The sequence below is a fragment of the Ramlibacter monticola genome (genome assembly GCF_016722785.1).
GTDB classification, from domain to species: domain Bacteria; phylum Pseudomonadota; class Gammaproteobacteria; order Burkholderiales; family Burkholderiaceae_C; genus Ramlibacter; species Ramlibacter monticola.
On sequence record NZ_JAEQNE010000006.1, the window covers coordinates 11,210 to 33,777 of the forward strand.

21 protein-coding genes are annotated in these 22,568 nt (G+C 70.0%); 3 read left to right on the forward strand and 18 right to left on the reverse strand.

Translation table 11 applies throughout. The annotated features are described in order from the left end of the window. Positions 1-87: 87 nt before the first annotated feature. The 16 genes from JJ685_RS20795 to rpsB all read right to left on the reverse strand — a co-directional run bounded on the left by JJ685_RS20795 (position 88) and on the right by rpsB (position 15,173). Entirely contained in the window at positions 88-861 is a 774-nt protein-coding gene (locus JJ685_RS20795; protein WP_201676266.1) for a TrmH family RNA methyltransferase, read from the reverse strand. After that, positions 858-1,517 (reverse strand): ribonuclease HII, encoded by a 660-nt coding sequence (rnhB, locus tag JJ685_RS20800; protein ID WP_201676267.1) that lies wholly within the window; start codon positions 1,515-1,517, stop codon positions 858-860. Before rnhB ends, JJ685_RS20795 begins: the two co-directional genes overlap by 4 nt. Further along, complete coding sequence (lpxB, locus tag JJ685_RS20805; protein WP_236599165.1) at positions 1,489-2,628, reverse strand: lipid-A-disaccharide synthase; 1,140 nt, start codon at positions 2,626-2,628, stop codon at positions 1,489-1,491. The genes rnhB and lpxB overlap by 29 nt, the downstream gene beginning before the upstream one ends. Next, the gene (gene lpxA, locus JJ685_RS20810) at positions 2,629-3,417 is read right to left on the reverse strand and encodes an acyl-ACP--UDP-N-acetylglucosamine O-acyltransferase (protein ID WP_201676268.1); all 789 of its coding nucleotides are present in this window, start codon (positions 3,415-3,417) and stop codon (positions 2,629-2,631) included. Positions 3,418-3,431: 14 nt separating this feature from the next. Further along, positions 3,432-3,869, reverse strand: coding sequence for a 3-hydroxyacyl-ACP dehydratase FabZ (fabZ, locus tag JJ685_RS20815; RefSeq protein WP_201676589.1), 438 nt, complete (start codon positions 3,867-3,869; stop codon positions 3,432-3,434). Positions 3,870-3,871: 2 nt separating this feature from the next. Continuing rightward, positions 3,872-4,867: a UDP-3-O-(3-hydroxymyristoyl)glucosamine N-acyltransferase gene (gene lpxD / locus JJ685_RS20820; protein ID WP_201676269.1), complete on the reverse strand. Its 996-nt coding sequence runs from the start codon at positions 4,865-4,867 to the stop codon at positions 3,872-3,874. 16 nt (positions 4,868-4,883) lie between these two features. Then, positions 4,884-5,393, reverse strand: coding sequence for an OmpH family outer membrane protein (locus tag JJ685_RS20825; RefSeq protein WP_201676270.1), 510 nt, complete (start codon positions 5,391-5,393; stop codon positions 4,884-4,886). Then, positions 5,393-7,687, reverse strand: a complete 2,295-nt coding sequence (gene bamA / locus JJ685_RS20830) for an outer membrane protein assembly factor BamA (RefSeq protein WP_201676271.1) — start codon at positions 7,685-7,687, stop codon at positions 5,393-5,395. The genes JJ685_RS20825 and bamA overlap by 1 nt, the downstream gene beginning before the upstream one ends. A gap of 65 nt (positions 7,688-7,752) precedes the next feature. After that, positions 7,753-9,132, reverse strand: a complete 1,380-nt coding sequence (rseP, locus tag JJ685_RS20835) for an RIP metalloprotease RseP (protein ID WP_201676272.1) — start codon at positions 9,130-9,132, stop codon at positions 7,753-7,755. 10 nt (positions 9,133-9,142) lie between these two features. Next, a complete protein-coding gene (gene ispC, locus JJ685_RS20840) occupies positions 9,143-10,333 on the reverse strand; it encodes a 1-deoxy-D-xylulose-5-phosphate reductoisomerase (RefSeq protein WP_201676273.1) in 1,191 nt (396 codons plus the stop codon). Continuing rightward, on the reverse strand, positions 10,330-11,184 hold the full coding sequence (locus JJ685_RS20845; RefSeq protein ID WP_201676274.1) for a phosphatidate cytidylyltransferase: 855 nt from the start codon (positions 11,182-11,184) through the stop codon (positions 10,330-10,332). Before JJ685_RS20845 ends, ispC begins: the two co-directional genes overlap by 4 nt. A gap of 13 nt (positions 11,185-11,197) precedes the next feature. Further along, on the reverse strand, positions 11,198-11,935 hold the full coding sequence (uppS, locus tag JJ685_RS20850; RefSeq protein ID WP_201676275.1) for a polyprenyl diphosphate synthase: 738 nt from the start codon (positions 11,933-11,935) through the stop codon (positions 11,198-11,200). Between the two features lie 31 nt (positions 11,936-11,966). Further along, positions 11,967-12,530 carry a ribosome recycling factor gene (gene frr, locus JJ685_RS20855; RefSeq protein WP_201676276.1) on the reverse strand — a complete coding sequence of 188 codons (564 nt, stop codon included), beginning with the start codon at positions 12,528-12,530 and terminating at the stop codon, positions 11,967-11,969. Positions 12,531-12,545: 15 nt separating this feature from the next. Beyond that, complete coding sequence (gene pyrH, locus JJ685_RS20860; protein WP_201676277.1) at positions 12,546-13,262, reverse strand: UMP kinase; 717 nt, start codon at positions 13,260-13,262, stop codon at positions 12,546-12,548. 148 nt (positions 13,263-13,410) lie between these two features. Then, on the reverse strand, positions 13,411-14,334 hold the full coding sequence (tsf, locus tag JJ685_RS20865; protein WP_201676278.1) for a translation elongation factor Ts: 924 nt from the start codon (positions 14,332-14,334) through the stop codon (positions 13,411-13,413). An 86-nt stretch (positions 14,335-14,420) separates the two neighbouring features. Beyond that, the gene (gene rpsB / locus JJ685_RS20870) at positions 14,421-15,173 is read right to left on the reverse strand and encodes a 30S ribosomal protein S2 (RefSeq protein WP_201676279.1); all 753 of its coding nucleotides are present in this window, start codon (positions 15,171-15,173) and stop codon (positions 14,421-14,423) included. A gap of 198 nt (positions 15,174-15,371) precedes the next feature. Here rpsB and JJ685_RS20875 point away from each other — a divergent pair, with 198 nt between their 5' ends. From JJ685_RS20875 to JJ685_RS20885, 3 genes are all read left to right on the forward strand, one after another. Continuing rightward, the gene (locus JJ685_RS20875) at positions 15,372-16,706 is read left to right on the forward strand and encodes an amidase (protein ID WP_201676280.1); all 1,335 of its coding nucleotides are present in this window, start codon (positions 15,372-15,374) and stop codon (positions 16,704-16,706) included. A 5-nt stretch (positions 16,707-16,711) separates the two neighbouring features. After that, a complete protein-coding gene (locus JJ685_RS20880) occupies positions 16,712-17,989 on the forward strand; it encodes a D-amino acid dehydrogenase (protein ID WP_201676281.1) in 1,278 nt (425 codons plus the stop codon). A 77-nt stretch (positions 17,990-18,066) separates the two neighbouring features. After that, complete coding sequence (locus JJ685_RS20885; RefSeq protein ID WP_201676282.1) at positions 18,067-19,494, forward strand: NAD(P)H-hydrate dehydratase; 1,428 nt, start codon at positions 18,067-18,069, stop codon at positions 19,492-19,494. Positions 19,495-19,496: 2 nt separating this feature from the next. On the opposite strand, the gene JJ685_RS20890 is transcribed toward JJ685_RS20885, so the two are convergent. Together JJ685_RS20890 and rnr are read right to left on the reverse strand one after the other, a co-directional pair. Beyond that, positions 19,497-20,258, reverse strand: coding sequence for an SDR family oxidoreductase (locus JJ685_RS20890; RefSeq protein ID WP_201676283.1), 762 nt, complete (start codon positions 20,256-20,258; stop codon positions 19,497-19,499). Between the two features lie 26 nt (positions 20,259-20,284). Beyond that, entirely contained in the window at positions 20,285-22,552 is a 2,268-nt protein-coding gene (gene rnr, locus JJ685_RS20895) for a ribonuclease R (protein WP_201676284.1), read from the reverse strand. Positions 22,553-22,568 lie beyond the last annotated feature (16 nt).

Here is a 22,568-nt window from a genome sequence, read left to right on the forward strand (position 1 = left end):
GCTGATGCGCTACGGGCGTGGGGGGTTTTGGAAAAGCCTCTGATTATAGCCCGACGAAAGGTTTCCCCCCGACCTGGGGGGTGACACCTAGCGCCCCGCGGCGCTCGCATGCAGGCAGATCGCCGCCGCCGCCGCCACGTTCAGCGACTCCTCGCCCCCCGGCTGCACGATCCGCACGAAGTGCGCCGCCCGCTCGGCCAGCGCGGCGCCGACCCCCTGCCCCTCGTGCCCGAACACCCAGGCGCAGGGCCACGGCAGAGCCGCCTTGTGCAAGTAGTCCCCCTGGTGCGAACTGGTGGCCAGCAGGGGCACCTTCAGCTTCTCCAGCGCGGCGGGGTCCAGCCCTTCGACCAGCCGCAGGCCGAAATGCGCGCCCATGCCCGCCCGCAGCACCTTGGGACTCCACAGCGCCGCCGTGCCCTTCATCGCCAGCACCTGGCCGAAGCCGAAGGCGCCCGCGCTGCGCAGGATGGTCCCGACGTTGCCGGCATCCTGCAGCCCGTCCAGGACCACGGAAGGCGCGTCGGCCTGCAGCGCCGGCTGCGCCGGCAGCGGCAGCACGAAGCCCATGCGCGCCGGCGACTCCAATCCGCTGATCGAGGCGAACAGGCCGTCCTCGATGGCCACCGCCTTGCCGCCCGCGTCGGCCCACTGGTGGCCGGCGCTGTCCCAGTACGAGGCCTGGAACACGGCATGGGTGGGATGCAGCCCGCGCTGCAGGGCGGCGCGGCACAGGTGGTCGCCTTCCAGCCAGACCCGGCCCTGCTTGCGGTAGGCGGTGCTGTCCTGCGCCAGCCGCCGCAGGTCCTTGAGCAGCGGGTTGTCGCGGGAGGAAACGAATTGCGGGCCGGCGGAGGTCACTGGGCCTGCACCGACACGGTGGCGCCCTCGACCGTCTCGATCCAGGCGGCCACCGGCGCGAAGTGGCGGCGATGGTGGACGCACGGCCCGTGCACCCGCAGCGCCTCCAGGTGCTCCGGCGTGCTGTAGCCCTTGTGCGCGGCGAAGCCGTACTGCGGGAAGGCCTCGTGCAGTTCCAGCAGCATGCGGTCGCGGGTGACCTTGGCGATGATGGAGGCGGCGGAGATCGACTTGACCTTGGCGTCGCCGTCGACGATCGCTTCGGACAGGATGTCCAGCCTGGGCAGCCGGTTGCCATCCACCAGCACCTTCACGGGCTTGAGCCGCAGGCCCTCCACCGCGCGCTGCATCGCCAGCATGGTCGCGTGGAGGATGTTCAGTTCGTCGATCTCCGGCACGCTGGCCATGCCGACCGAGCAGCACAGCGCCTTCTCGCGGATCTTGTCGTACAGCTTGTCGCGCTGCAGCGGCGTCAGCACCTTGGAGTCGTTCAGGCCCAGGATGCGCTTGCCGTCGTCGAGGATCACGGCGGCGGCCACCACGGGCCCGGCCAGCGGGCCGCGGCCGGCCTCGTCCACGCCGGCCCGCAGGCCGACCGGATCCCAGGCGAGCGGCTTCTGCTTCGGCTCAGGCCGCGAGGACTTTTTCGATGGCATCGGTGGCGAGGGTGGCGGTGTCGCGCAGCAGCCGGGCATGCAGGTCCCGGAACCTCTCCTGCACGGAGCGCATTCTGTCAGGGCTGGTCAGCCAGTCGTCCAGCGCCCCGCAGAGCTTGTCGGGTTTTGCGTTGGACTGCAGCAACTCCGGCACGACGAACTCGCCGCACAGGATGTTGGGCAGCCCCACCCAGGGCTGCAGCTGGCGCGGCTTCATCAGCGCATAGGTGAGCCAGCTGGTGCGGTAGGCGATCACCATCGGCCGCTTGAACAGGGCCGCCTCCAGGGTCGCGGTGCCGCTGGCCACCATGGCGACGTCGCAGGCCGCGAGCGCCCCGTGCGACTGGCCGGCGACGATGGTCAGGTGCCGCGGCCCCTTGCGGCCGCGCGCGATCTCGCTGATGCGCGACTGCAGCGCGGGCACGGCGGGGATCACGAACCAGGAATCCGGGTGGCGCTTCTCGAGCAGCGCCGCGGCCTTCAGGAAGCGCCGCGTCAGCGCCTCGACCTCCGAAGCCCGGCTGCCCGGAAGCAGCGCGATCACCTTGCCGTTCAGGGGCAACCCCAGGCTGCGGCGGGCCGCCATCCGGTCCGGCTCCATCGGGATCACGCTCGCCAGCGGGTGCCCCACGTAGGTGGCCGGCACCCCGTGCTTGGCCAGCAGCTCCGGCTCGAAGGGGAAGATGCACAGGACGTGGTCGCAGGCCTTCTTCAGCTTCTCCACCCGCTTGCGGCGCCAGGCCCAGATCGAGGGGCAGACGAAGTGCACCGTCTTCACGCCGTTGGCACGGAGCTGCTCCTCGAGCCCCAGGTTGAAGTCGGGTGCGTCGACGCCGATGAAGACATCGGGGCGCTCCGCCAGCAGCCGCTCGCGCAGCTGCTCGCGGATGCCGAGGATCTCGCGCAGGTGCTTCAGGACCTCCGCGTAGCCGCTCACCGAGAGCTTCTCCGCCGGCCACCAGGGCTCGAAGCCGCGCTTCTGCATTTGCGCGCCGCCGATGCCCTGCGCGGACAGCTGCGGCCAGCGCGAGCGCATGGCGTCCAGCACGTGGCCGGCCAGCAGGTCGCCGGACGCTTCCCCGGCGACCATGGCGAAACGGGGCGAGGCCATCTAGCGAGCGATCCCGCGCGTGGCGCCGGCAAGGAAGGCGCCCATGAGCGCCACGTCGGCGGACGCTTCCGGCGTGGCTTGCGCCAGCGCCGCGATCGCCTCGCGGGCGGACTCCAGCGTGCGGCCTTCGCGGTACAGCAGCTTGTGCATCTGCTTGACCGCCGCGATGCGCTCGTTGCTGAAATCGCGCCGACGCAGTCCCACGGCATTGATGCCGCGCACGGCCAGCGGGTTGCCGTCCACCAGCATGTAGGGCGGGATGTCCTGCGACACCGCGCTGGCGAAGCCCAGCATCGCATGGGCGCCGACCTTGACGAACTGGTGGATGCCCGTGAGGCCGCCGACGGTGACCCAGTCGCCCAGCTCCACGTGGCCGGCCAGCGTGGCGTTGTTGGCGAGCGTGGTGTGGCTGCCCACCACGCAGTCGTGCGCGATGTGGGTGTAGGCCATGATCCAGTTGTCGTCGCCGATGCGCGTGACGGCCTTGTCCTGCACCGTGCCGACGTGCAGCGTGACGAATTCGCGGATCGTGTTGCGATCGCCGATCACCAGCTCGGTCGGCTCCCCCTGGTACTTCTTGTCCTGGTTGGCCGCGCCGATGGAGCCGAACTGGAAGATGCGGTTGTCGCGGCCGATCGTGGTGTGGCCCTCGATCACGACGTGGGGCCCCACCGTGGTGCCGGCGGCGATCTTCACGTGCGGGCCCACCAGCGTGTAGGCGCCGATCACGACACTCTCGTCCAGCTCCGCCTGCGGATCGACGATCGCGGTGGGATGGATGTTCGCCAAGGAACGCTCCTGCGTCAGGCGACGGTGCGCATCGTGCACATGAGCTCGGCCTCGCAGGCGATCTCCTCGCCCACCCGGGCCGTGCCCTTGAACTTGTAGATGCCGGCCTTGTGGCGCAGCAGCTCGACGTCCATCACCAGCTGGTCGCCCGGCTCGACCGGGCGCTTGAAGCGCGCGCCGTCGATGCCGGCGAAATAGATCACGGAGTTCGGGTCGCGCGAGCCGGACTCGTCGGCGAAGGCCAGCAGCCCGGCCGTCTGCGCCATGGCTTCCAGCATCAGCACGCCCGGCATCACCGGCCGGTGCGGGAAGTGGCCGACGAAGAAGGGTTCGTTGATGGTCACGTTCTTCAGCGCCCGGATCGACTTGCCGGGATCGACGGCGAGCACGCGGTCCACCAGCAGGATCGGGTAGCGGTGCGGCAGTTTCTTGAGGATCTGGTGGATGTCCATCGTCATGGTTCGTTCTCTTCGGGCCGGGGGCCGAGCGCTTTCTCGAGCGCCTTGATGCGGTCGCGCAGCGTGTGCAGCTGCTTCAGGGTGGCGGCGTTCTTTTCCCAGCTCGCATTGTCGTCGATGGGAAAGATGCCCGTATAAAGGCCCGGCTTCAGGATGGAGCGCGCCACGAAGGAGCCGGACGAGATGGTCACCCGGTCGCCGATGGTGAGGTGGCCGAGGATCATGGCCGCGCCGCCGAGCATGCAGTGGCGGCCGATGTTGGCGCTGCCGGCGATGCCGACGCAGCCGGCGATCGCGGTGTGGGCGCCGATGCGGCAGTTGTGGCCGACCTGGATCAGGTTGTCCATCTTCACGCCGTCCTCGATCACCGTGTCGGCCAGCGCGCCGCGGTCGATGCAGGTGTTGGCGCCGATCTCCACGTCGTCGCCGATGCGCACGGCGCCGAGCTGCTCGATCTTCTCCCACGCGCCCTGGTTCGGCGCGAAGCCGAAGCCGTCGGCGCCGATCACCACGCCCGCGTGCAGGAGGCAGCGCGCGCCGATCGTGCAGTCCTCGCCCACGTACACGCGCGCCTTCAGCACGGTGCCGGCGCCGATGCGCGCGCCCCGCTCCACCACGCAGTGCGCGCCGATGCGGGCGCCTTCGCCGATCACGGCGTCGTCCGCGATCGCCGCGCTCGGGTGGATCGCGGGGCCTTCGGGTCGGGCCTGCGCGCGCTTCCACAGCTGCGTGACGCGCGCGAAATAGAGGTAGGGGTCGTCGACGACGATGCAGGCGCCGCGGGCCAGTGCCTGCTCGCGCAGGGCCGGCGCCACGATCACGCAGCCGGCGCGCGAGGCGTCCAGCTGCTGCCGGTATTTCGGATTGCTGAGGAAGGCCAGCTGCGCCGGCTGCGCGGCTTCGAGCGGCGCGAGGCCCTCGATGCGCAGCGACGCGTCGCCATGGAGCTCGCCGCCGAGCGCCGCGATGATCTCGCCGAGTTGCAGCGCCACGGGATCCCCCGGTCGGTCAGCGCGCCGAGTTGAGCGCCTTGATCACCTTGTCGGTGATGTCGTGCTTGGGGTTGATGTAGACGGCTTCCTGCAGGATCAGGTCGTACTTCTCCTGTTCGGCCACCTGGCGCACCACGCGGTTGGCGCGGTCCAGCACCTGCTGCAGTTCCTCGTTCTTGCGCGCGTTCAGGTCTTCCTGGAATTCGCGGCGCTTGCGCTGGAATTCGCGGTCCTGGTCGACCAGCTGCTTCTGCCGCTGGCCGCGCTGCAGTTCCGACAGCGTCGCCGCCTCGCGCTCGAACTTGTCCGAGGCGGTCTTCAGCGAGGTGCCCAGATCGTTGAGCTCCTTCTCGCGCCGCGCGAACTCCTGTTCCAGCTTCGACTGCGCGGCCTTCGCGGAGTTGGCTTCGCGGAAGATGCGATCGGTGTTCACGAACCCCACGCGGAAGTCCTCGGCCTGCACCTGGGCGGCGAGCGCCAGGGCACCCAGCAGGAACGCCACGCCGTGGCGGAAAAGATACTTCATCAGAAGGAGGTACCGATCTGGAATTGGAAACGCTGGATTCTATCGCCTGGCTGGGTACGGAACGGTTCGGCAATGGCGATGCGCAGCGGGCCGATCGGCGACAGCCAGGACAGGCCGATGCCGGCGGAAGCCCGCAGGTCCGAGGCCCGCACCGGCTGGTTCTCGGCGAACACGTTGCCCATGTCGACGAACCCGAACAGCCGCAGCGAGCGGTCGTTGCCGGCCCCCGGGAAGGGCGTGATGACCTCGGCGTTCAAAGTGACCTTGCGGGCGCCGCCGATGGAGGCGCCGGTCACGTCCTTCGGGCCCAGGGTACCCTGCTGGTAGCCGCGCACGGAGCCCAGGCCGCCCGAATAGAAGTTCTTGAACACCGGATAGGGCCGGCCCGCCAGGCCCGTGCCCCAGCCGATCTCGCCGTTGAAGGCCAGCGTGTAGAGCCGCGACAGCGGCATGAAGAGCTGGCCCTGGTAGTTGGCGCGCAGGTAGCGCGCGTCGCCGGTCACGCCCCATTCGCCCGAGAAGCGCTGGAAGCGGCCGCGGCTGGGGGTCAGCGCGCTGTCGCGGTCGTCGCGCGACCAGCCCACCGTCAGCGGGATGGTCCGGCTGATGGTGCCGAAGCGGTCGGCGTAATCCAGGTAGGCCGCCGGGATGCTGGTGCCGGGGCGGATCTCGGTGCGCTCGAAGCTGCCGCCGAAGAACACCGTGTCCACCTCGCTGAAGGGCACGCCGAATCGCATGCCCACGCCGGCCGTCACCAGCTGGTAGTTGCCGCCCTGCTCGTCGTACGGGCGCGAGGTGCGGTAGTAGGCGTCCAGCGTGCGCGAGACGCCGTTGGCCGTGAAGTACGGATCCACCGAGGTCAGCGCGAAGGTGCGGTTGAACTTGCTGGTGTTGACCTCGGCGCTCAGGTAGTTGCCGGTGCCGAAGGCGTTCTCCTGCCGGATCGAGAACGACAGCGCCAGCTTTTCGGCGCTGGAGAAGCCGGCACCGAGCTGCAGGCTGCCGGTGGGGCGCTCCGTCACGGTGACGTTCAGGTCCACCTGGTCGGGCGCGCCCGGCACGTCGCCGGTCTCGATGTTGACGTCCTTGAAGAAGCCCAGGCGGTCCACGCGGTCGCGCGAGAGCTTGATCTTGTCGGCGTCGTACCAGCTCGATTCGAACTGGCGGAACTCGCGCCGGATCACTTCGTCGCGGGTGCGGTTGTTGCCGGCGATGTTGATGCGGCGCACGTAGGCGCGGCGCGAGGGCTCCGCCACCAGCGTGAAGAACACGCGGTTGTTGGTGCGGTCGATCTCGGGGCGGGCCTCCACCTGGGCGAAGGCATAGCCGAAGTTGCCGAAGTAATCGGTGAAGCCCTTGGTGGTGGCGGTCACCTGGTCGGCGTTGTAGGGCTCGCCCGGGCGGATCGCCACCAGGGATTTGAATTCCTCTTCCTTGCCGAGGTAGTCGCCTTCCAGCTTCACCCCGGACACCACGTAGCGTTCGCCTTCCGAGATGTTGATGGTGACGCTGATGTCCTGCTTGTTCGGCGAGATCGCCACTTGGGTGGAATCGATGCGGAACTCGAGGAAGCCGCGCTGCAGGTAGTAGGAGCGCAGGGCTTCCAGGTCGGCGTTGAGCTTGGCGCGCGAATAGCGGTCCGACTTGGTGTACCAGGACAGCCACCCGCCGGTGTCCAGGTCCATCAGGCCCAGCAGCTGCTTCTCGTTGAAGCTGCGGTTGCCGATGATGTGCATCTCCTTGATGCGGGTCGGCTCGCCTTCGTTCACGCTGAACGTGAGGTTCACGCGGTTGCGCTCGATGGGAGTGACGGTGGTCACCACCTCCGCGCCGTAGAGGCTGCGGTTGATGTACTGGCGCTTGAGTTCCTGCTCGGCGCGGTCGGCCAGGGCCTGGTCGTAGGGGCGGCCCTCGGTCAGGCCGATCTCGCGCAGCGCCTTCTTCAGCGTGTCCTTGTCGAACTCCTTGGTGCCCACGAAGTCGACGTCGGCCACCGTGGGGCGCTCCTCCACGACCACGATCAGCACGTCGCCCTGCACTTCCAGGCGCACGTCCTTGAACAGGCCCAATGCGAACAGGGCCCGGATCGCGGCCGAGCCCTTGTCGTCGTTGTACTGGTCGCCGACCCGGAACGGCAGCGAGCCGAAGACCGTTCCCGGCTCCACCCGCTGCAGGCCCTCGACGCGGATGTCGCGCACCGTGAACGGATCCACCGCCCAGGAATTCGCCGCGAAGGCCAGCACGCACACGGCCGAAACGGTGCGCGCGCGGAAGCGCTTGAAATGTTTCTTCATCGAATCAGGAAAGGGCGCCGGCGAATCCGCGCGGGATCAGCGGCAGCGACTACAGCTATGTTGTTCTATCCAAAGAAGCGGGCGACGTCGTTGAACAGCGCGATCGACATCATCACCAGCAGCACCGCGACGCCACCGCGCTGCAGGCGCTCCATCCAGGCGTCGGAGACGCTCCGGCCCGTGATGGCCTCCCAAAGATAATACATCAGGTGTCCCCCGTCCAAGACGGGCAGCGGCAGCAGGTTCAGCACCCCGAGGCTGACGCTGATCAGGGCGAGGAACAGCAGGTACTGCGTGAGCCCGAGGCTCGCGGACTTGCCCGCGTAGTCGGCGATGGTGAGAGGTCCGGAAAGATTCTTTACCGAAGCTTGACCGACCACCATGCGGCCCATCATGCGCAGGGTGAGCGCCGAGACCTCCCAGGTCTTCTCCACGCCCTTCCACAGCCCGTCGACCGGGCCGCTGCGCACCGTTACCATCGCGGGCGGAGCGCCCACGTAGGCGGCGATGCGACCGAAGGGGGGCACCGTGCGGTCGGCGTTCACCACGTCCGGGGTGACCTGCAGCTGCACGCGCTGGCCCGCCCGGTCGACGTCCCAGGTGGCCGCGAGGCCGCGGCCGCCCTGCACCTGCGTGCGGATCAGGTCGCGCAGCTGCTGCGCGTCGCCCACCGGCTGCTGGCCCACCCGCAGCACCACGTCGCCCTTGCGCAGGCCGGCCCGTTCGGCGGCGCCGCCGGCCATCACCTCGCCCAGCACCGGCGGGCTCCAGGGCGAGACGATGCCGACCTTGCGCAGCAGCTGGGCGTCGGCATCGCGCACGTTCAGGGTGGACAGCGGCAGCAGCACCTCGCGCCGGCCGCCGGAGCCTTCGCGCGCCAGGGTCAGGCGCAGGTCGCGGCCGTCGAGCGCCCCGCGCGTGAGCAGCCAGCGCAGTTCCTCGAAGGACTCCATCGGTTCGACCGTGTCACCTTCGAGGGCGGCGCCTTCCACCCGTTCACCGCCGCGCAGGCCGGCCTCGGCCGCGATCGAGCCCGCGACGGGGCTGCCGAGGATCGGCTGCGGCTCCTGCACCCCGGTCCAGTTGACGATCGAATAGAGCAGCACCGCCAGCAGCAGGTTGGCGAGCGGGCCGGCGGCCACGATGGCCACCCGCGAGCGCAGCGGCTGGGTGTTGAAGGCGCGATGGCGCTCCGACGCATCGACCGGGCCCTCGCGCTCGTCCAGCATCTTCACGAAGCCGCCCAGCGGGAAGGCGCCGATCACGAACTCGGTGTCCTGCCCCGGGCGCGGCCGGCGCGCCTTCCACGTGTAAAGCGCCTTGCCGAAGCCGACCGAGAAGCGCAGCACCTTCACGCCGCAGGCGACGGCCACGCGGTAGTGGCCGTATTCGTGCACCGCGATCAGCAGGCCGAGCGCGACGATGAAGGCAATGACGGTCAGCATCGAAAGTCCCCTAGGCCGGAAGCCGGCCGATCGCCTGTTCCGCCGCGCGGCGGGCCCGGGCGTCCAGTTCCAGCAGATCCTGCAGCGAATGCGGCTTCGTGGGAAGGACGGCCGTCAGGGTTGCAAGGTTTACCGAGTGGATCTGGTCGAAGCGGATGCGCCGCTCCAGGAAGGCGGCCACGGCCACCTCGTTGGCGGCGTTGAGCACCGCCGTGGTTCCCGGCGCGGCGGCCAGGGCATCCCAGGCCAGCTGGAGGCCGGGGAAGCGCTCGCGGTGGCCGCGGCTGTCGAGCGACTCGAAGCTCATGTCGGCCAGCGCGCCGAAGTCGAGCGCCTGCGCGCCGGACTCCACCCGTTCCGGCCAGGCCAGGCCGTAGGCGATGGGCACCCGCATGTCCGGCGTGCCGAGCTGCGCCACGACCGAAGTGTCGCGGTACTGCACCATCGAGTGGATCACGCTCTGCGGGTGGATCACCACCTGCAGGCGCTGCGGCGCCAGGCCGAACAGGTAGCGGGCCTCGATCACCTCCAGCGCCTTGTTCATCATGGTGGCGGAGTCGACCGAGATCTTGCGGCCCATCACCCAGTTCGGGTGGGCGCAGGCCTGCTCCGGCGTCACCGCGCGCAGGCTCTCCGGCGCGCGGGTGCGGAAGGGCCCCCCCGAGGCGGTGAGGATGATCTTCTCGACCCGCGCCTCCCAGGTGGACGGATCCTCCGGCAGCGACTGGAAGATCGCCGAGTGCTCGCTGTCGATCGGCAGCAGGCGCGCGCCGCCCTGGCGCACCGCCTGCAGGAACAATTCGCCGCCGACCACCAGGGCCTCCTTGTTCGCCAGCAGCAGCTTCTTGCCGGCGCGGGCCGCGGCGATGCAGGACGACAGGCCGGCGGCGCCGACGATGGCGGCCATCACCGTGTCGACCGATTCGTGGGCGGCGACCGTGTCCAGTGCGGCGGCGCCCCACAGGACGCGCGTGGGCAGGCCGCTGGATTCGAGCCTGGCGGCGAGCGCGCGGCCGGCCTCCTCGCCCGCCATGACGGCGAAGGCGGGGCGGAAGCGCAGGCACTGCTGCAGCATCGGCTCGACGCGCGAACCGGCGCTGAGGGCGAAGACTTCGAAGCGCTCCGGATGGCGCGCCACCACGTCCAGCGTGTTGGCCCCGATCGAACCGGTGGAGCCGAGGACGGCAAGGCGTTGTTTCATCGTTGGGCCAGGGTGGCCAGCATCATGGCGAGGGGCAGCGTCGGCAGGAGGGCATCGACCCGATCCAGCACGCCGCCGTGGCCGGGCAGCAGCTGGCTCGAGTCCTTGATGCCCGCGCTGCGCTTGACGAGGGATTCGGCGAGGTCGCCGACCACGCTCATGGCGGCGAGGAAGATGGCGGCGAGAACGACCACGGGCCAGCCCAGGCCGGCCAGCACGGAATAGAGGCTGGGCACTTGGGCATGGGCCGCGCTGTCGGCCAGGGCCCAGGCCACGGCCAGCACCACGACGCCGAGCATGCCGCCCCACACCCCTTCCCAGCTCTTCTTCGGGCTGATGACCGGGGCCAGCTTGCGCTGCGTGAACTTGCCGCCGATGGCGCGGCCGGCGAAGTAGGCGAAGATGTCCGCCACCCACACCAGCACGAGGATCGACAGCAGGAAGTTGACGCCGATGACGCGGGCCTGCGCCATCGCCAGCCAGGCCAGCGCCAGCGCCAGCACGCCGACCGGCACGCGCAGGGCGCGCGGGATCTTCGGCCAGCCGTCGACGCCGGCACGCACCAGGGCCGCGCCGGCCAGCACCCAGGCGGCGCCGACGAACGCCCACAGCACGGCGGACGGACGCTGCGGCCACCCCAGCGCCCAGGCGCCGGCGCACAGGGCCAGCGTCACGACGCCCAGCAGGATGTTCGTGCCCGGCGACAGGCCGTTGAGGCGGCCCCATTCCCAACCGCCGGCGGCGATCAGGACGAGGGTGATGGCGAGGAAGGGCTCCGGCGTCTTCCAGAACAGGGCCGGCAGCAGGATCGCCAGCAGGACGATGGCCGTGATCACGCGCTGCTTCAGCATCGCGGCACCTCGTTCAGGCGGCCTTGCGGCTCACGCGCGGGCTGGGGTCGGCGACCTGTTCGGAGGTGCGGCCGAAGCGGCGTTCGCGCCGGCCGTAGTCGGCGATGGCGGCGTCGAGCGCGGCGTCGTCGAATTCGGGCCACAGCTTGTCGGTGAAGTACAGCTCGCTGTAGGCCGCCTGCCAGAGCAGGAAATTGCTGATGCGCTGCTCGCCGCCGGTGCGGATCAGGAGGTCCGGGTCGGGCACGTGCGCCAGCGCCATGGCACCCGCCAGGTTGTCCTCGGTGATCTCTTCGCCGCGCGCGGCGAGCCTGGCGGCGGCCTGGGCGATGTCCCAGCGGCCGCCGTAGTTGAAGCAGATGTTGAAGGTCAGGCGCGTGTTGCCCGCCGTCAGCGCCTCGGCCTGCGCGAGGCCGTTGCGCACCTTCTCGGACAGGCGCGTGCGGTCCCCCACGAAGAGGATGCGCACGCCCTCGGCCTGCAGCTGCGGCACCTCGCGCGAGAGCGCCACGGCCAGCAGCTCCATCAGGCCGGACACCTCGTCGGCGGGCCGCTTCCAGTTCTCGGAGGAGAAGGCGAACACGGTCAGCGCGCGCACGCCGAGGTCGCCGCAGCGGCGGACGCAGGCACGCAGGGCGTCGACGCCCTTCTTGTGGCCGGCCACGCGCGGCAGGAAGCGCTTGGTGGCCCAGCGGCCGTTGCCATCCATGACGATGGCGATGTGGTGCGGGATGGCGCGCTTGGCGGTCATGAAGGGAGGATGGAAGACGGACGCCTCGGCGTCAGACCTCCATGATTTCCTTTTCCTTGCCCGCCACCATCTGGTCGATCTCCGAGATGTGCTTGTCGGTGACCTTCTGCACGTCGGCCTCGGCGCGCTTCAGGTCGTCCTCGGTGGCGACCTTGTCCTTGACCAGCTTCTTGACGTGCTCGTTCGCGTCGCGGCGCAGGTTGCGCACGGCGACCTTGGCGTTCTCGCCCTCGTGGCGCACCAGCTTGGTCATCTCCTTGCGGCGCTCCTCGGACATCGGCGGCATCGGCACGCGGATCAGGTCGCCCATGGAGGCGGGGTTGAGGCCCAGGTCGCTGTCGCGGATGGCCTTCTCGATCTTGGCGCCCATGCCCTTTTCCCAGGGCTGGACGCTGATCGTGCGCGCATCCAGCAGCGACACGTTGGCCACCTGGTTGATCGGCACCGACGAACCGTAGTAGTCCACGTGCACCACGTCCAGCAGGCCGGGATTGGCGCGGCCCGTGCGGATGTGGGTGAGCGTGTTCTTGAAGTTCGCGATGGTCTGATCCATCTTGTGCTGCAGCGTCTGCTTGATTTCGGCGATCGTTGTCATGGGTCTTCCTCTCTCTCAGGCGTACACCAGCGTGCCTTCATCCTCGCCGAGGACCACGCGCTTGAGCGCCCCGTGCTTGAAGATGGAGAACACCCTGATGGGTAGCTTCTGGTCGCGGCACAGCGCGAAGGCCGTGGCGTCCATGATGCCGAGGTTGCGCACCATCGCCTCGTCGAAGCTCAGGCGCGAGTAACGCTCGGCCGAAGGATCCTTGTTGGGGTCGGCGGTGTACACGCCGTCGACCTTGGTGGCCTTGAGCACCATCTCGGCGCCGATCTCGGCGCCGCGCAGTGCCGCGGCGGTGTCGGTGGTGAAGAAGGGGTTGCCGGTGCCGGCCGCGAAGATCACGACCTTGCCTTCTTCCAGGTACTGCAGAGCCTTGGGGCGCACGTAGGGCTCCACCACCTGCTCGATGGCGATGGCGGACATCACGCGGGGCACCAGGCCCTGCTTCTGCATCGCGTCCGACAGGGCCAGCGCGTTCATCACGGTGGCCAGCATGCCCATGTAATCGGCGGTGGCGCGGTCCATGCCGACGGAGCCGCCGGCCACGCCGCGGAAGATGTTGCCGCCGCCGATCACGACGGCCACTTCCACGCCCAGGCGCACCACCTCGGCGACCTCCTCCACCATCCGCACGATGGTCGCGCGGTTGATGCCGAAGGCGTCATCCCCCATCAGGGCCTCCCCCGACAGCTTGAGCAGGATGCGCTTGTGGGCGGGGGTGGGCATGCAGTCGTTCTCCGGTTTCAGTGACAAATGGCGAATTGGGCTCGCGGCGCGGCCGCGCGATGACGAATGACTATACGGATGCCACCTGTCATTTTGTCATCAACGCGGCTGCGCCGGCACGGGGCGCAGCCGCGTCTTTGCAGGCGCTTTACGCCGCCTGCTTGGCGGCGGCCACCTGGGCGGCCACTTCGGCGGCGAAGTCGTCCGCCTTCTTCTCGATGCCCTCGCCGACCACGTACAGGGTGAAGCCCTTGATCGTGGTGTTGGCGGCCTTGAGCATCGCCTCGACGGTCTGCTTGTCGTTCTTCACGAACGGCTGGTTCAGCAGCGAGACTTCCTTCAGGTACTTCTGCACGCCGCCTTCGATACGCTTGGCAACGATTTCGGCGGATTGCACCGGCTTGCCGGCGGCCTCGGCGGCTTTGCGATCTTCCTCCGCCTTGCCGGTGGCGACCGCACGCTCCTTCGCGATCAGCTCGGCGGGCACGTCGGCGCTGGACAGCGCCACCGGCTTCATGGCGGCCACGTGCATGGCAACGTCCTTGGCGGCCACTTCGTCGCCCTCGAACTCCACCACCACGCCGATGCGGGTGCCGTGCAGGTAGCTCACCAGCTTGGTGTCGCCGGCGAAGCGCTTGAAGCGGCGGAAGCTCATGTTCTCGCCGATCTTGCCGATCAGGCCCTTGCGCACGTCTTCCAGGGTGGGGCCGAAGCTGTCCTGGCTGTACGGCAGCGCGCCCAGGGCGGCCACGTCGGCGGGGTTGTTCTTCGCGATCAGTTCGGCGGCGGCGCGGGCCATGGCCAGGAAACTGTCGTTCTTGGTGACGAAGTCGGTCTCGCAGTTGACTTCCAGCAGGGCGCCGGTGGTGCCCTCGATGGAGGCGGCGACCACGCCTTCGGCCGTGATGCGGGAGGCGGCCTTGCCGGCCTTGTTGCCCAGCTTGACGCGCAGGATCTCCTCGGCCTTTTCCATGTCGCCGTTGGCTTCGGTCAGGGCCTTCTTGCACTCCATCATGGGGGCGTCGGTCTTGGCGCGGAGTTCGCCGACCATGCTTGCGGTGATAGCAGCCATCTTGTCCTCTGTCAGTGTCTCTTCAATGGGGTCTGGTTGTGCAAAGGGGGCCCGAAAGCCCCCTCTGTCGCGGCATCAGCCGGTGCTCAGGAGGCGGCGCCTTCCTTCACTTCCACGAATTCGTCGCCGCCTTCGGCCACGGCGCGCTGCACGTCAGTCACCGCGTTGTTCTTGCCTTCCAGGATGGCGTCGGCCATGCCGCGCACGTACAGCGTGACGGCCTTGGCGGAGTCGTCGTTGCCGGGGATCACGTAGTCGATGCCCTCGGGGGAGTGGTTGGAGTCCACCACGCCGATGATCGGGATGCCCAGCTTCTGGGCTTCGGCCACGGCGATCTTGTGGAAGCCCACGTCCACCACGAACAGGGCGTCCGGCAGGGTGTTCATGTCCTGGATGCCGCCGATGTCCTTTTCCAGCTTGGTGATCTCGCGCTGGAACATCAGCTGTTCCTTCTTGGACATGGACTCGAGGCCGGCTTCCTGCTGGGCCTTCATGTCCTTCAGGCGCTTGATGGAGGTCTTGACCGTCTTGAAGTTGGTCAGCATGCCGCCCAGCCAGCGCTGGTCGACGAAGGGCACGCCGGCGCGCTGCGCCTCGGCGGACACCAGCTCGCGCGCCTGGCGCTTGGTGCCCACCATCAGGATCGTGCCGCGGTTGGAAGCGAGCTGCCGGGCGAACTTGGTCGCCTCCTGGAACATGGGCAGCGTCTTTTCCAGGTTGATGATGTGGATCTTGTTGCGATGGCCGAAGATGTACGGGGCCATCTTGGGGTTCCAGAAGCGCGTCTGGTGTCCGAAATGGACACCGGCTTCCAGCATTTCACGCATGGATACGGTCATGGGAGCTCCGAAGGTTGGGTCTAGAATCCGGCCAGAAATCGCAAGCCTGCTGGGTTGCGACACCTCGAGGGGGCGGGATTCGCGATTTGCTTCGCTGACGACGGCTCGCACACCTTGCGCGTGCCACCCAGCAAAACCGCGAGATTCTAGCACAGCCCCCTTCCCCGCGCCCCGAGACCGTCCCGCCGCCGACAGACCATGCCTCTGCCTGACCTTCACAGCACCCGCGAGCGCCTGCGCCAGGGCCGGACCGACGTCGCCGCCGAGCTCGGTGCGGCGGCAGCCGTCGCCCGCTCGGCGGCCTGCACCCACGTGTTCCTGAAGACGCGTTTCGAGGCGGCCGCCGCCGAAGCGGCCGCGGTGCCGCCCGGGGCGCCGCTGGCCGGCCTGCCGGTCTCGATCAAGGACCTGTTCGATTTCGCCGGCGACGTGACCACCGCCGGCTCCGTGGCGCTGGTCGATGCCGAGCCCGCCCGGGTCGATGCGCCGGCCGTGCAGCGGCTGCGCGCCGCCGGCGGCACCGTGGTGGGGCGCACCAACATGACCGAGTTCGCCTTCTCGGGGGTGGGCGTCAATCCGCACTACGGCACGCCGCCGAACCCCTGCGACCCGAAGACGCCGCGCATCCCGGGCGGCTCGTCCTCGGGCGGCGCGGTCTCGGTGGCCACCGGCGCCGCCTTCATCGGCCTGGGCTCCGACACCGGCGGCTCGATCCGCATCCCGGCGGCGCTGTGCGGCATCGTCGGCTTCAAGAACACCGCGCGCCTGACGCCGCTGGAAGGCGCGTATCCGCTCTCCGGCACGCTGGACACGGTCTGCGCCATGACGCGCAGCGTGCGCGATGCCGTGCTGGCGCACGAGATCCTGGCCGCGCGCACGGTGGCGCGCAGCGACGCGCCGCTCTCCGGCTACCGCTTCGCCGTCGCCACCACGCAGCTGCTGGACGACATGGATGCCACCGTGGCGCGCGCCTTCCAGCGCACGCTGAGGCGCCTGGGCGACGCCGGCGCCCGCATCGACGAGATCCCGCTGCCGCAGGTCCACGAGCTGGGGAGCATCCAGTCCGCCGGCGGCTTCGCCGCGGCCGAGAGCTACGCCTGGCACCGCCAGCTGCTGCTGCAGGAAGGCAGCCGCTACGACCCGCGCGTGCGCGTCCGCATCGAGCGCGGCGCGGGCATGAAGGCCTACGAATACATCGAGCTGCAGCGCGCCCGCGGCGCCTGGGTGCGGGAGGTCGGGCAGGCGCTGGCCGGCTACGACGCCGTGCTGTCGCCCACGGTCCCCATCGTGGCGCCGCCCATCGCCGACGTGGCGCCCGGCGCCGGGCGCGACGAAGCCTTCTTCGGCCTCAACGCCCTGCTCCTGCGCAACCCGAGCGTGGTGAACATGCTGGACGGCTGCGCCCTCTCCCTGCCCTGCCACGCGCCGGACGAACTTCCGGTGGGCCTGATGGCCTGGCATGGCGCCCTGCATGACGATGCGATCCTGAATCTCTCCGTTCAGATCGAGAATCTCCTGTCTTCCAAGGCCTGATCGGAATGAAAGTCGCCATCGTGGGCGCCGGCATCATCGGCGTGACCACAGCGTACGAGCTGGCCGCCGACGGCCATGACGTGACCGTGCTGGAACGGCACGGCGCCGCCGCGCTCGAAACCAGCTTCGCCAATGCAGGCGTCGTGGCCCCCGGCTACGTCACGCCGTGGGCCGCGCCGGGCATGCCGGGCAAGGTCGCGCGCTACCTGTTCAGCCGCCATGCGCCGGTGCGCGTGTGCTGGCCGCTGGCCGCGCACGAAGTGCGCTGGATGATGCGCTGGCGCAGCGCCTGCGACATGGACACCTACATGGCCAACCGCGCGCGGCTGCAGCGGCTGGCCTTCTACAGCCGGCACCGGCTGCAGCAGCTCACCGAGGACCTGCAGCTCGAATACGACCACAGCCGCGGCTACCTGGTGCTGCTGCGGGCCGAGCGCGATCGCAAGCTGGTGCAGCCGGGGCTGCAGCTGCTGCGCGACAGCGGCATCAAGTTCCAGGAGGTCGACGCCGCCCAGGCCCGCGAACTGGAGCCGGCCCTCAATCCCGACACGCAGTTCCTCGGCGGGGTGTACCTGCCGGACGACGAGGTGGGCAACTGCCGCCAGTTCGCGCTGCTGCTGAAGAACCAGGCGCAGGCGCTGGGCGCGCACTTCGAATTCAATTGCTCGGTGGCGCCGCTGGATCCGGCGCAGCCCACGACGCTGCGCCTGACGCAGGTGGGCGACGCCGCGCCGACCGCGACGGCGCGCTTCGATGCCGTGGTGGTGTGCGGTGGCCTCGCCTCGGCGGACCTGCTGCGCCCGGTGGGGCTGCGCGTCCCGCTGGCGGCGGTCCACGGCTACTCGATCAGCGCGCCGATCCGCGAGCCCCTCAACGCGCCGCGCAGCGGCGTGATGGACGACCGCTACAAGGTCGCGATCTCGCGCCTGGGCAACCGGGTGCGGGTGGCGGGCAGCGCCGAGATCGGCGGCCAGCCCGATCGCAAGCGGCCGGAGGCGATCCGCACCCTCTACAAGGTGCTGCAGGACTGGTTCCCGGGCGCCGCGCAGATGGCCAACACCGGGTCCGCGGTGCAGGAGTGGAAGGGCGCGCGTCCCATGCTGCCGGACGGCCCGCCGGTGCTCGGCCCCTCCGGCGTGCCGGGCGTCTGGGTCAACATCGGGCACGGCTCGAGCGGCTGGGCGCTGGCCTGCGGCAGCGCGCGGGCGCTGGCGGACCTGGTGTCGCAGCGCGCGCCGGAGGTGGATCTCGAGGGACTCGGGGTGGAGCGGCTGGCGAGCTGAAGCTTCGAACATCCAGCAACCGAACGCAGAGGGCGCCCTCTGCGTCCGGTTTCCGTCCTGCGGGGCACAATGGGCCCATGCAGCGCGTCACCCCCGACCGCCCCTGGCCCCTGTACGACGTGGCCGCGACGCGGCGGATCGAGCAGGCTGCCGCGGCCGCCCTGCCCCCCCACACCCTGATGCAACGCGCCGGCCTCGCCGTCGCGCGGCTCGCCCTCGCCATCGCGCCGCATGCGCGCACCGTGTGGGTGGCCTGCGGGCCCGGCAACAACGGCGGCGACGGCTTCGAGGCCGCGCTGCACCTGAAGCGCTGGGGCAAGGAGCCGGTGGTGACCTGGCGCGGCGACGCAGCCCGCGCCCCCGCGGACGCACTGGCCTCGCTGGCACGCGCCCGCGAGGCCCGCGTCGCGTTCGCGCCCGAGCCGCCTCCGTCTTTCGACCTCGCCCTCGACGCATTGCTCGGGATCGGCGGCACGCGCGCGCCCGAGGGCGCGCTGCTGCGCGACATCGAGCGGATGAACGCCGGCGGCGCCCCGGTGCTTTCCATCGACGTGCCCTCGGGTCTGGACGCCGGCACCGGCTCCGGCAGCGCCTTCGTGCGGGCCAGCCACACCCTCTGCCTGCTGGCCCTCAAGCCCGGCCTCTTCACGATGCAGGGCCGCGACGCGGCCGGTGTGCCCTGGTTCGACGACCTGGGGGTGGATGCCGGCACGGACCCCGCGGGCGCCACGCTGTCATCCCCGCCGGCCGCGCGCCTCCGGCCGCACGCCAGCCACAAGGGCAGCCATGGCGACGTCGCCGTGATCGGCGGCGCGCCGGGCATGGCCGGCGCGGCCTTGCTGGCGGCGCGGGCCGCCCTGCATCACGGCGCCGGCCGCGTCTTCGTGGGTTTCCTCGATCCCGATGCCCGTGCGCTCGATCCGCGGCAACCGGACCTGATGGTGCGGGCGTGGGAAGGGCTGGGACTGGACACGATGGCCGTCGCCTGCGGCTGCGGCGGCGGGGAGGCTGTGCGCATGGCCCTGCCGCGCGCGCTGGGCGCCCGCGCGCTGGTGCTGGATGCCGATGCGCTGAATGCCATTGCAGCGGACCCGCAGCTCCAGTCCCTGCTGGCCGGCCGCGGCCGCCGCGGTGTGCCCACCGTGCTGACGCCGCATCCGCTGGAAGCCGCGCGGCTGCTGGCGCGGGACACGAAGGCGGTCCAGGCCGACCGCATCGCGGCCGCGCGCGAGCTGGCGCGCAAGTTCGCCAGCGTCGTGGTGCTGAAGGGATCCGGCAGCGTGATCGCCGCGCCGGAGGGCGCCGTGCGGATCAATCCCACCGGGAATGCGCGGCTCGCGATCGCCGGCACGGGCGACGTGCTCGCGGGCTGGATCGCGGCGCGGCTCGCCTCCGGCGAAAGTGCCTTCGAGGCCGCCAGCGCCGCCGTCTACCTGCACGGTCTCGCCGCCGACCGCTGGCCGGCGGACCGGCCCCTCACGGCGTCGGGCCTGGCCTCAAGCTGATCTCAGCCCCGCCCCACGAACGGCATCTTCGTGGCCATCACCGTGTGGAACAGCACGTTCGCTTCCAGCGGCAGGTTGGCCATGTAGAGGATGGACTCGCCGACGATCTTCACGTCCATCAGCGGCTCCACGGCGATCTCGCCGTTGGCCTGCGGCACGCCCTTGGCCATGCGCGCGGCCAGGTCCGTCATCGCGTTGCCGATGTCGATCTGCCCCACCGCGATGTTGTAGCGGCGCCCGTCCAGCGAAGCGGCCTTGGTCAGGCCCGTGACCGCATGCTTGGTCGCGGTGTAGGCGATCGAGTGCGGCCGCGGCGCGTGCGCCGAGATCGAGCCGTTGTTGATGATGCGCCCGCCCATGGGGTCCTGCGCCTTCATCACGCGGAAGGCCTGCTGGATGCCGTAGAACATCCCGTTCAGGTTGGTGTCCACCACGCGCTTCCAGTCGGCGGTGGCGATGTCTTCCAGCGGCGCCGCGCCCAGGCCCATGCCCGCGTTGTTGAACAGCAGGTCGACGCGGCCGAAGGCCTTCACCGTCTCCTGGAACAGCGCCTCGACGGAGCCGGCATCGGTGACGTCGGTCGGCACCGCGAGCGCGCGCTCGGCCGCCTGCGCCACCACCTCCTTCAGCGGTTCGGGCCGGCGGCCGGCGACGGCCACCTTCCAGCCCGCGCCGAGCAGCGCTTCGGCGGCGGCGCGGCCGATGCCGGTGCCGCCGCCCGTGACGATCGCGACCCGGCCGGCCGCGCTTGCATTGCTTGCCATGGGATGTCCCCTGTCGATGGAATGGCTCAGCGGCGGCTCTTGCGGACCGTGCGCGCCTTGGCCGCCGCCTTCTTGGGGACGGACTTTACCGCGTCCAGCGGCGACTTCGCCTTCTTGCCCGCGGCCTTCTTGGCGGCGGCGCGCTTGGCCGACGCCTTGACCGGCACGCCTTCGCCGCGGCCGGCCACCACGCCCTTCTCCTTCATGGCGCGGGCCATGAATTCCTCGTCCTCGCGGACCAGGCGGAAGTCGATCTTGCGGCCGTCGAGGTCGACGCGGCTGACCTGCACGCGCAGCCGCGTGCCGATGGCATAGCGGATGCCCGTGCGCTCGCCGCGCAGTTCCTGCCGGGCCTCGTCGAACTTGAAGTATTCGCCGCCCAGCTCGGTGATGTGCACCAGGCCCTCGACGTAGAGCGCGTCCAGCGTGACGAAGATGCCGAAGCTGGTGGCGGCCGTGACCACGCCGGCGTATTCCTCGCCGAGGTGGTCGCGCATGAACTTGCACTTGAGCCAGGCCTCGACGTCGCGGCTCGCTTCGTCCGCGCGCCGCTCGTTGGCGCTGCAGTGCAGGCCGGCGGCCTCCCAGGCCTGCACCTCGCGCGAGCTGGCCGCGGGCTTCTTCGGCTTGTGCAGCGTCTTGCCCTGGCCGGCCAGGCGGCGCGCCAGCTTCTCGTGCGCCTCGCCCGGCGTGGGCAGCGCGGGCAGCTGGTAGCGCTCCTTGGCGAGGATCGCCTTGATCACCCGGTGCACCAGCAGGTCCGGGTAGCGCCGGATCGGGCTGGTGAAGTGCGTGTAGGCCTCGTAGGCGAGCCCGAAGTGGCCGCTGTTGATCGGCGTGTAGATGGCCTGCTGCATGGAGCGCAGCAGCATGGTGTGGATCTGCTGGGCGTCCGGGCGGTCCTTGGTGGCCTCGGCGATCTTCTGGAAGTCGCCCGGCTTCGGGTCGTCGCCGATGGTCATGCCCACGCCCATCGCCTTGAGGTAGCCGCGCAGGATCTCCTTCTTCTCCGGCGTCGGGCCTTCGTGCACGCGGTACACGCCCGGGTGCTCGGCCTGCTGGATGAAGTCGGCCGCGCAGACGTTGGCGGCCAGCATGGCCTCCTCGATCAGGCGGTGGGCGTCGTTGCGCACGCGCGGCACGATCTGCTCGATGCGGCCGTTCTCGTCGCAGATGATCTGCGTCTCGGTGGTCTCGAAGTCCACCGCGCCGCGCGCGTTGCGCGCCTTCAGCAGCGCGCGGAACACGTCGTGCAGGTTCAGGAAGTGCGGCACCAGGTCCTTGCGGCGCGTCGCCTCCGGCCCGCGCGTGTTGGCCAGGATCGCCGCGACCTCGGTGTAGGTCATGCGGGCGTGGCTGTACATCACGGCCGGATAGAACTGGTAGGCGTGGATGTCGCCGGTGCCGGTGATCAGCATGTCGCAGACCATGCAGAGGCGGTCCACCTCGGGGTTCAGCGAGCACAGGCCGTTGGACAGCTTCTCCGGCAGCATCGGGATCACGCGGCGCGGGAAGTACACGCTGGTGGCGCGGTCGTAGGCGTCGACGTCGATCGCGTTGCCGGTCTCCACGTAGTGGCTCACGTCGGCGATCGCGACCAGCATGCGCCAGCCCTTGCCGCGCCCCGCCTTGGCCGGCTCGCAGTAGACGGCGTCGTCGAAGTCGCGCGCGTCCTCGCCGTCGATGGTGACCAGCGGGACGTCGGTGAGGTCGACGCGCCGCTTGCGGTCGACCGCGCGCACCTTGTCCGGCAGCGAGCGGGCCTGCGCGATGCAGCCCTCGGAGAACTCGTGCGGCACGCCGTACTTGCGCACCGCGATCTCGATCTCCATGCCGGGGTCGTCGATCTCGCCCAGCACCTCCTTCACGCGTCCCACGGGCTGGCCGTAGAGGCTGGGCGGCTCGGTGAGTTCCACCACGACCACCTGGCCCGCCTTGGCGAGGCCGGTGGCGCCCTTGGGGATCAGCACGTCCTGGCCATAGCGCTTGTCTTCGGGCGCAACCAGCCACACGCCACTTTCGTGCAGCAGGCGGCCGATGATGGGGTGCGGCGGGCGCTCGATGATCTCGACGACGCGCCCTTCGGGCCGCCCCTTGCGGTCGTGCCGCACGATGCGCGCGCGCACGCGGTCGCGGTGCAGCACCGCGCGCATCTCGTTGGGAGGCAGGTAGATGTCGGCTTCGCCGTCGTCGCGGACGACGTAGCCGTGGCCGTCGCGGTGTCCCTGGATCGCGCCCTCGATCTCATCGAGGAGGCCGCTGCCGTTGTTTCGCTCTGCGTTTTTGATATACAATCTTGTTTTTCCTGAA

What these genes read in the sequence shown, in the direction of transcription:
- rnhB (WP_201676267.1), bottom strand. Translation starts at nt 1,517, where the DNA reads ATGCCATCGAAAAAGTCCTCGCGGCCTGAGCCGAAGCAGAAGCCGCTC.
- lpxB (WP_236599165.1), bottom strand. Translation starts at nt 2,628, where the DNA reads ATGGCCTCGCCCCGTTTCGCCATGGTCGCCGGGGAAGCGTCCGGCGAC.
- fabZ (WP_201676589.1), bottom strand. Translation starts at nt 3,869, where the DNA reads ATGGACATCCACCAGATCCTCAAGAAACTGCCGCACCGCTACCCGATC.
- JJ685_RS20825 (WP_201676270.1), bottom strand. Translation starts at nt 5,393, where the DNA reads ATGAAGTATCTTTTCCGCCACGGCGTGGCGTTCCTGCTGGGTGCCCTG.
- bamA (WP_201676271.1), bottom strand. Translation starts at nt 7,687, where the DNA reads ATGAAGAAACATTTCAAGCGCTTCCGCGCGCGCACCGTTTCGGCCGTG.
- rseP (WP_201676272.1), bottom strand. Translation starts at nt 9,132, where the DNA reads ATGCTGACCGTCATTGCCTTCATCGTCGCGCTCGGCCTGCTGATCGCG.
- ispC (WP_201676273.1), bottom strand. Translation starts at nt 10,333, where the DNA reads ATGAAACAACGCCTTGCCGTCCTCGGCTCCACCGGTTCGATCGGGGCC.
- JJ685_RS20845 (WP_201676274.1), bottom strand. Translation starts at nt 11,184, where the DNA reads ATGCTGAAGCAGCGCGTGATCACGGCCATCGTCCTGCTGGCGATCCTG.
- uppS (WP_201676275.1), bottom strand. Translation starts at nt 11,935, where the DNA reads ATGACCGCCAAGCGCGCCATCCCGCACCACATCGCCATCGTCATGGAT.
- frr (WP_201676276.1), bottom strand. Translation starts at nt 12,530, where the DNA reads ATGACAACGATCGCCGAAATCAAGCAGACGCTGCAGCACAAGATGGAT.
- pyrH (WP_201676277.1), bottom strand. Translation starts at nt 13,262, where the DNA reads ATGCCCACCCCCGCCCACAAGCGCATCCTGCTCAAGCTGTCGGGGGAG.
- tsf (WP_201676278.1), bottom strand. Translation starts at nt 14,334, where the DNA reads ATGGCTGCTATCACCGCAAGCATGGTCGGCGAACTCCGCGCCAAGACC.
- rpsB (WP_201676279.1), bottom strand. Translation starts at nt 15,173, where the DNA reads ATGACCGTATCCATGCGTGAAATGCTGGAAGCCGGTGTCCATTTCGGA.
- JJ685_RS20875 (WP_201676280.1), top strand. Translation starts at nt 15,372, where the DNA reads ATGCCTCTGCCTGACCTTCACAGCACCCGCGAGCGCCTGCGCCAGGGC.
- JJ685_RS20880 (WP_201676281.1), top strand. Translation starts at nt 16,712, where the DNA reads ATGAAAGTCGCCATCGTGGGCGCCGGCATCATCGGCGTGACCACAGCG.
- JJ685_RS20885 (WP_201676282.1), top strand. Translation starts at nt 18,067, where the DNA reads ATGCAGCGCGTCACCCCCGACCGCCCCTGGCCCCTGTACGACGTGGCC.
- JJ685_RS20890 (WP_201676283.1), bottom strand. Translation starts at nt 20,258, where the DNA reads ATGGCAAGCAATGCAAGCGCGGCCGGCCGGGTCGCGATCGTCACGGGC.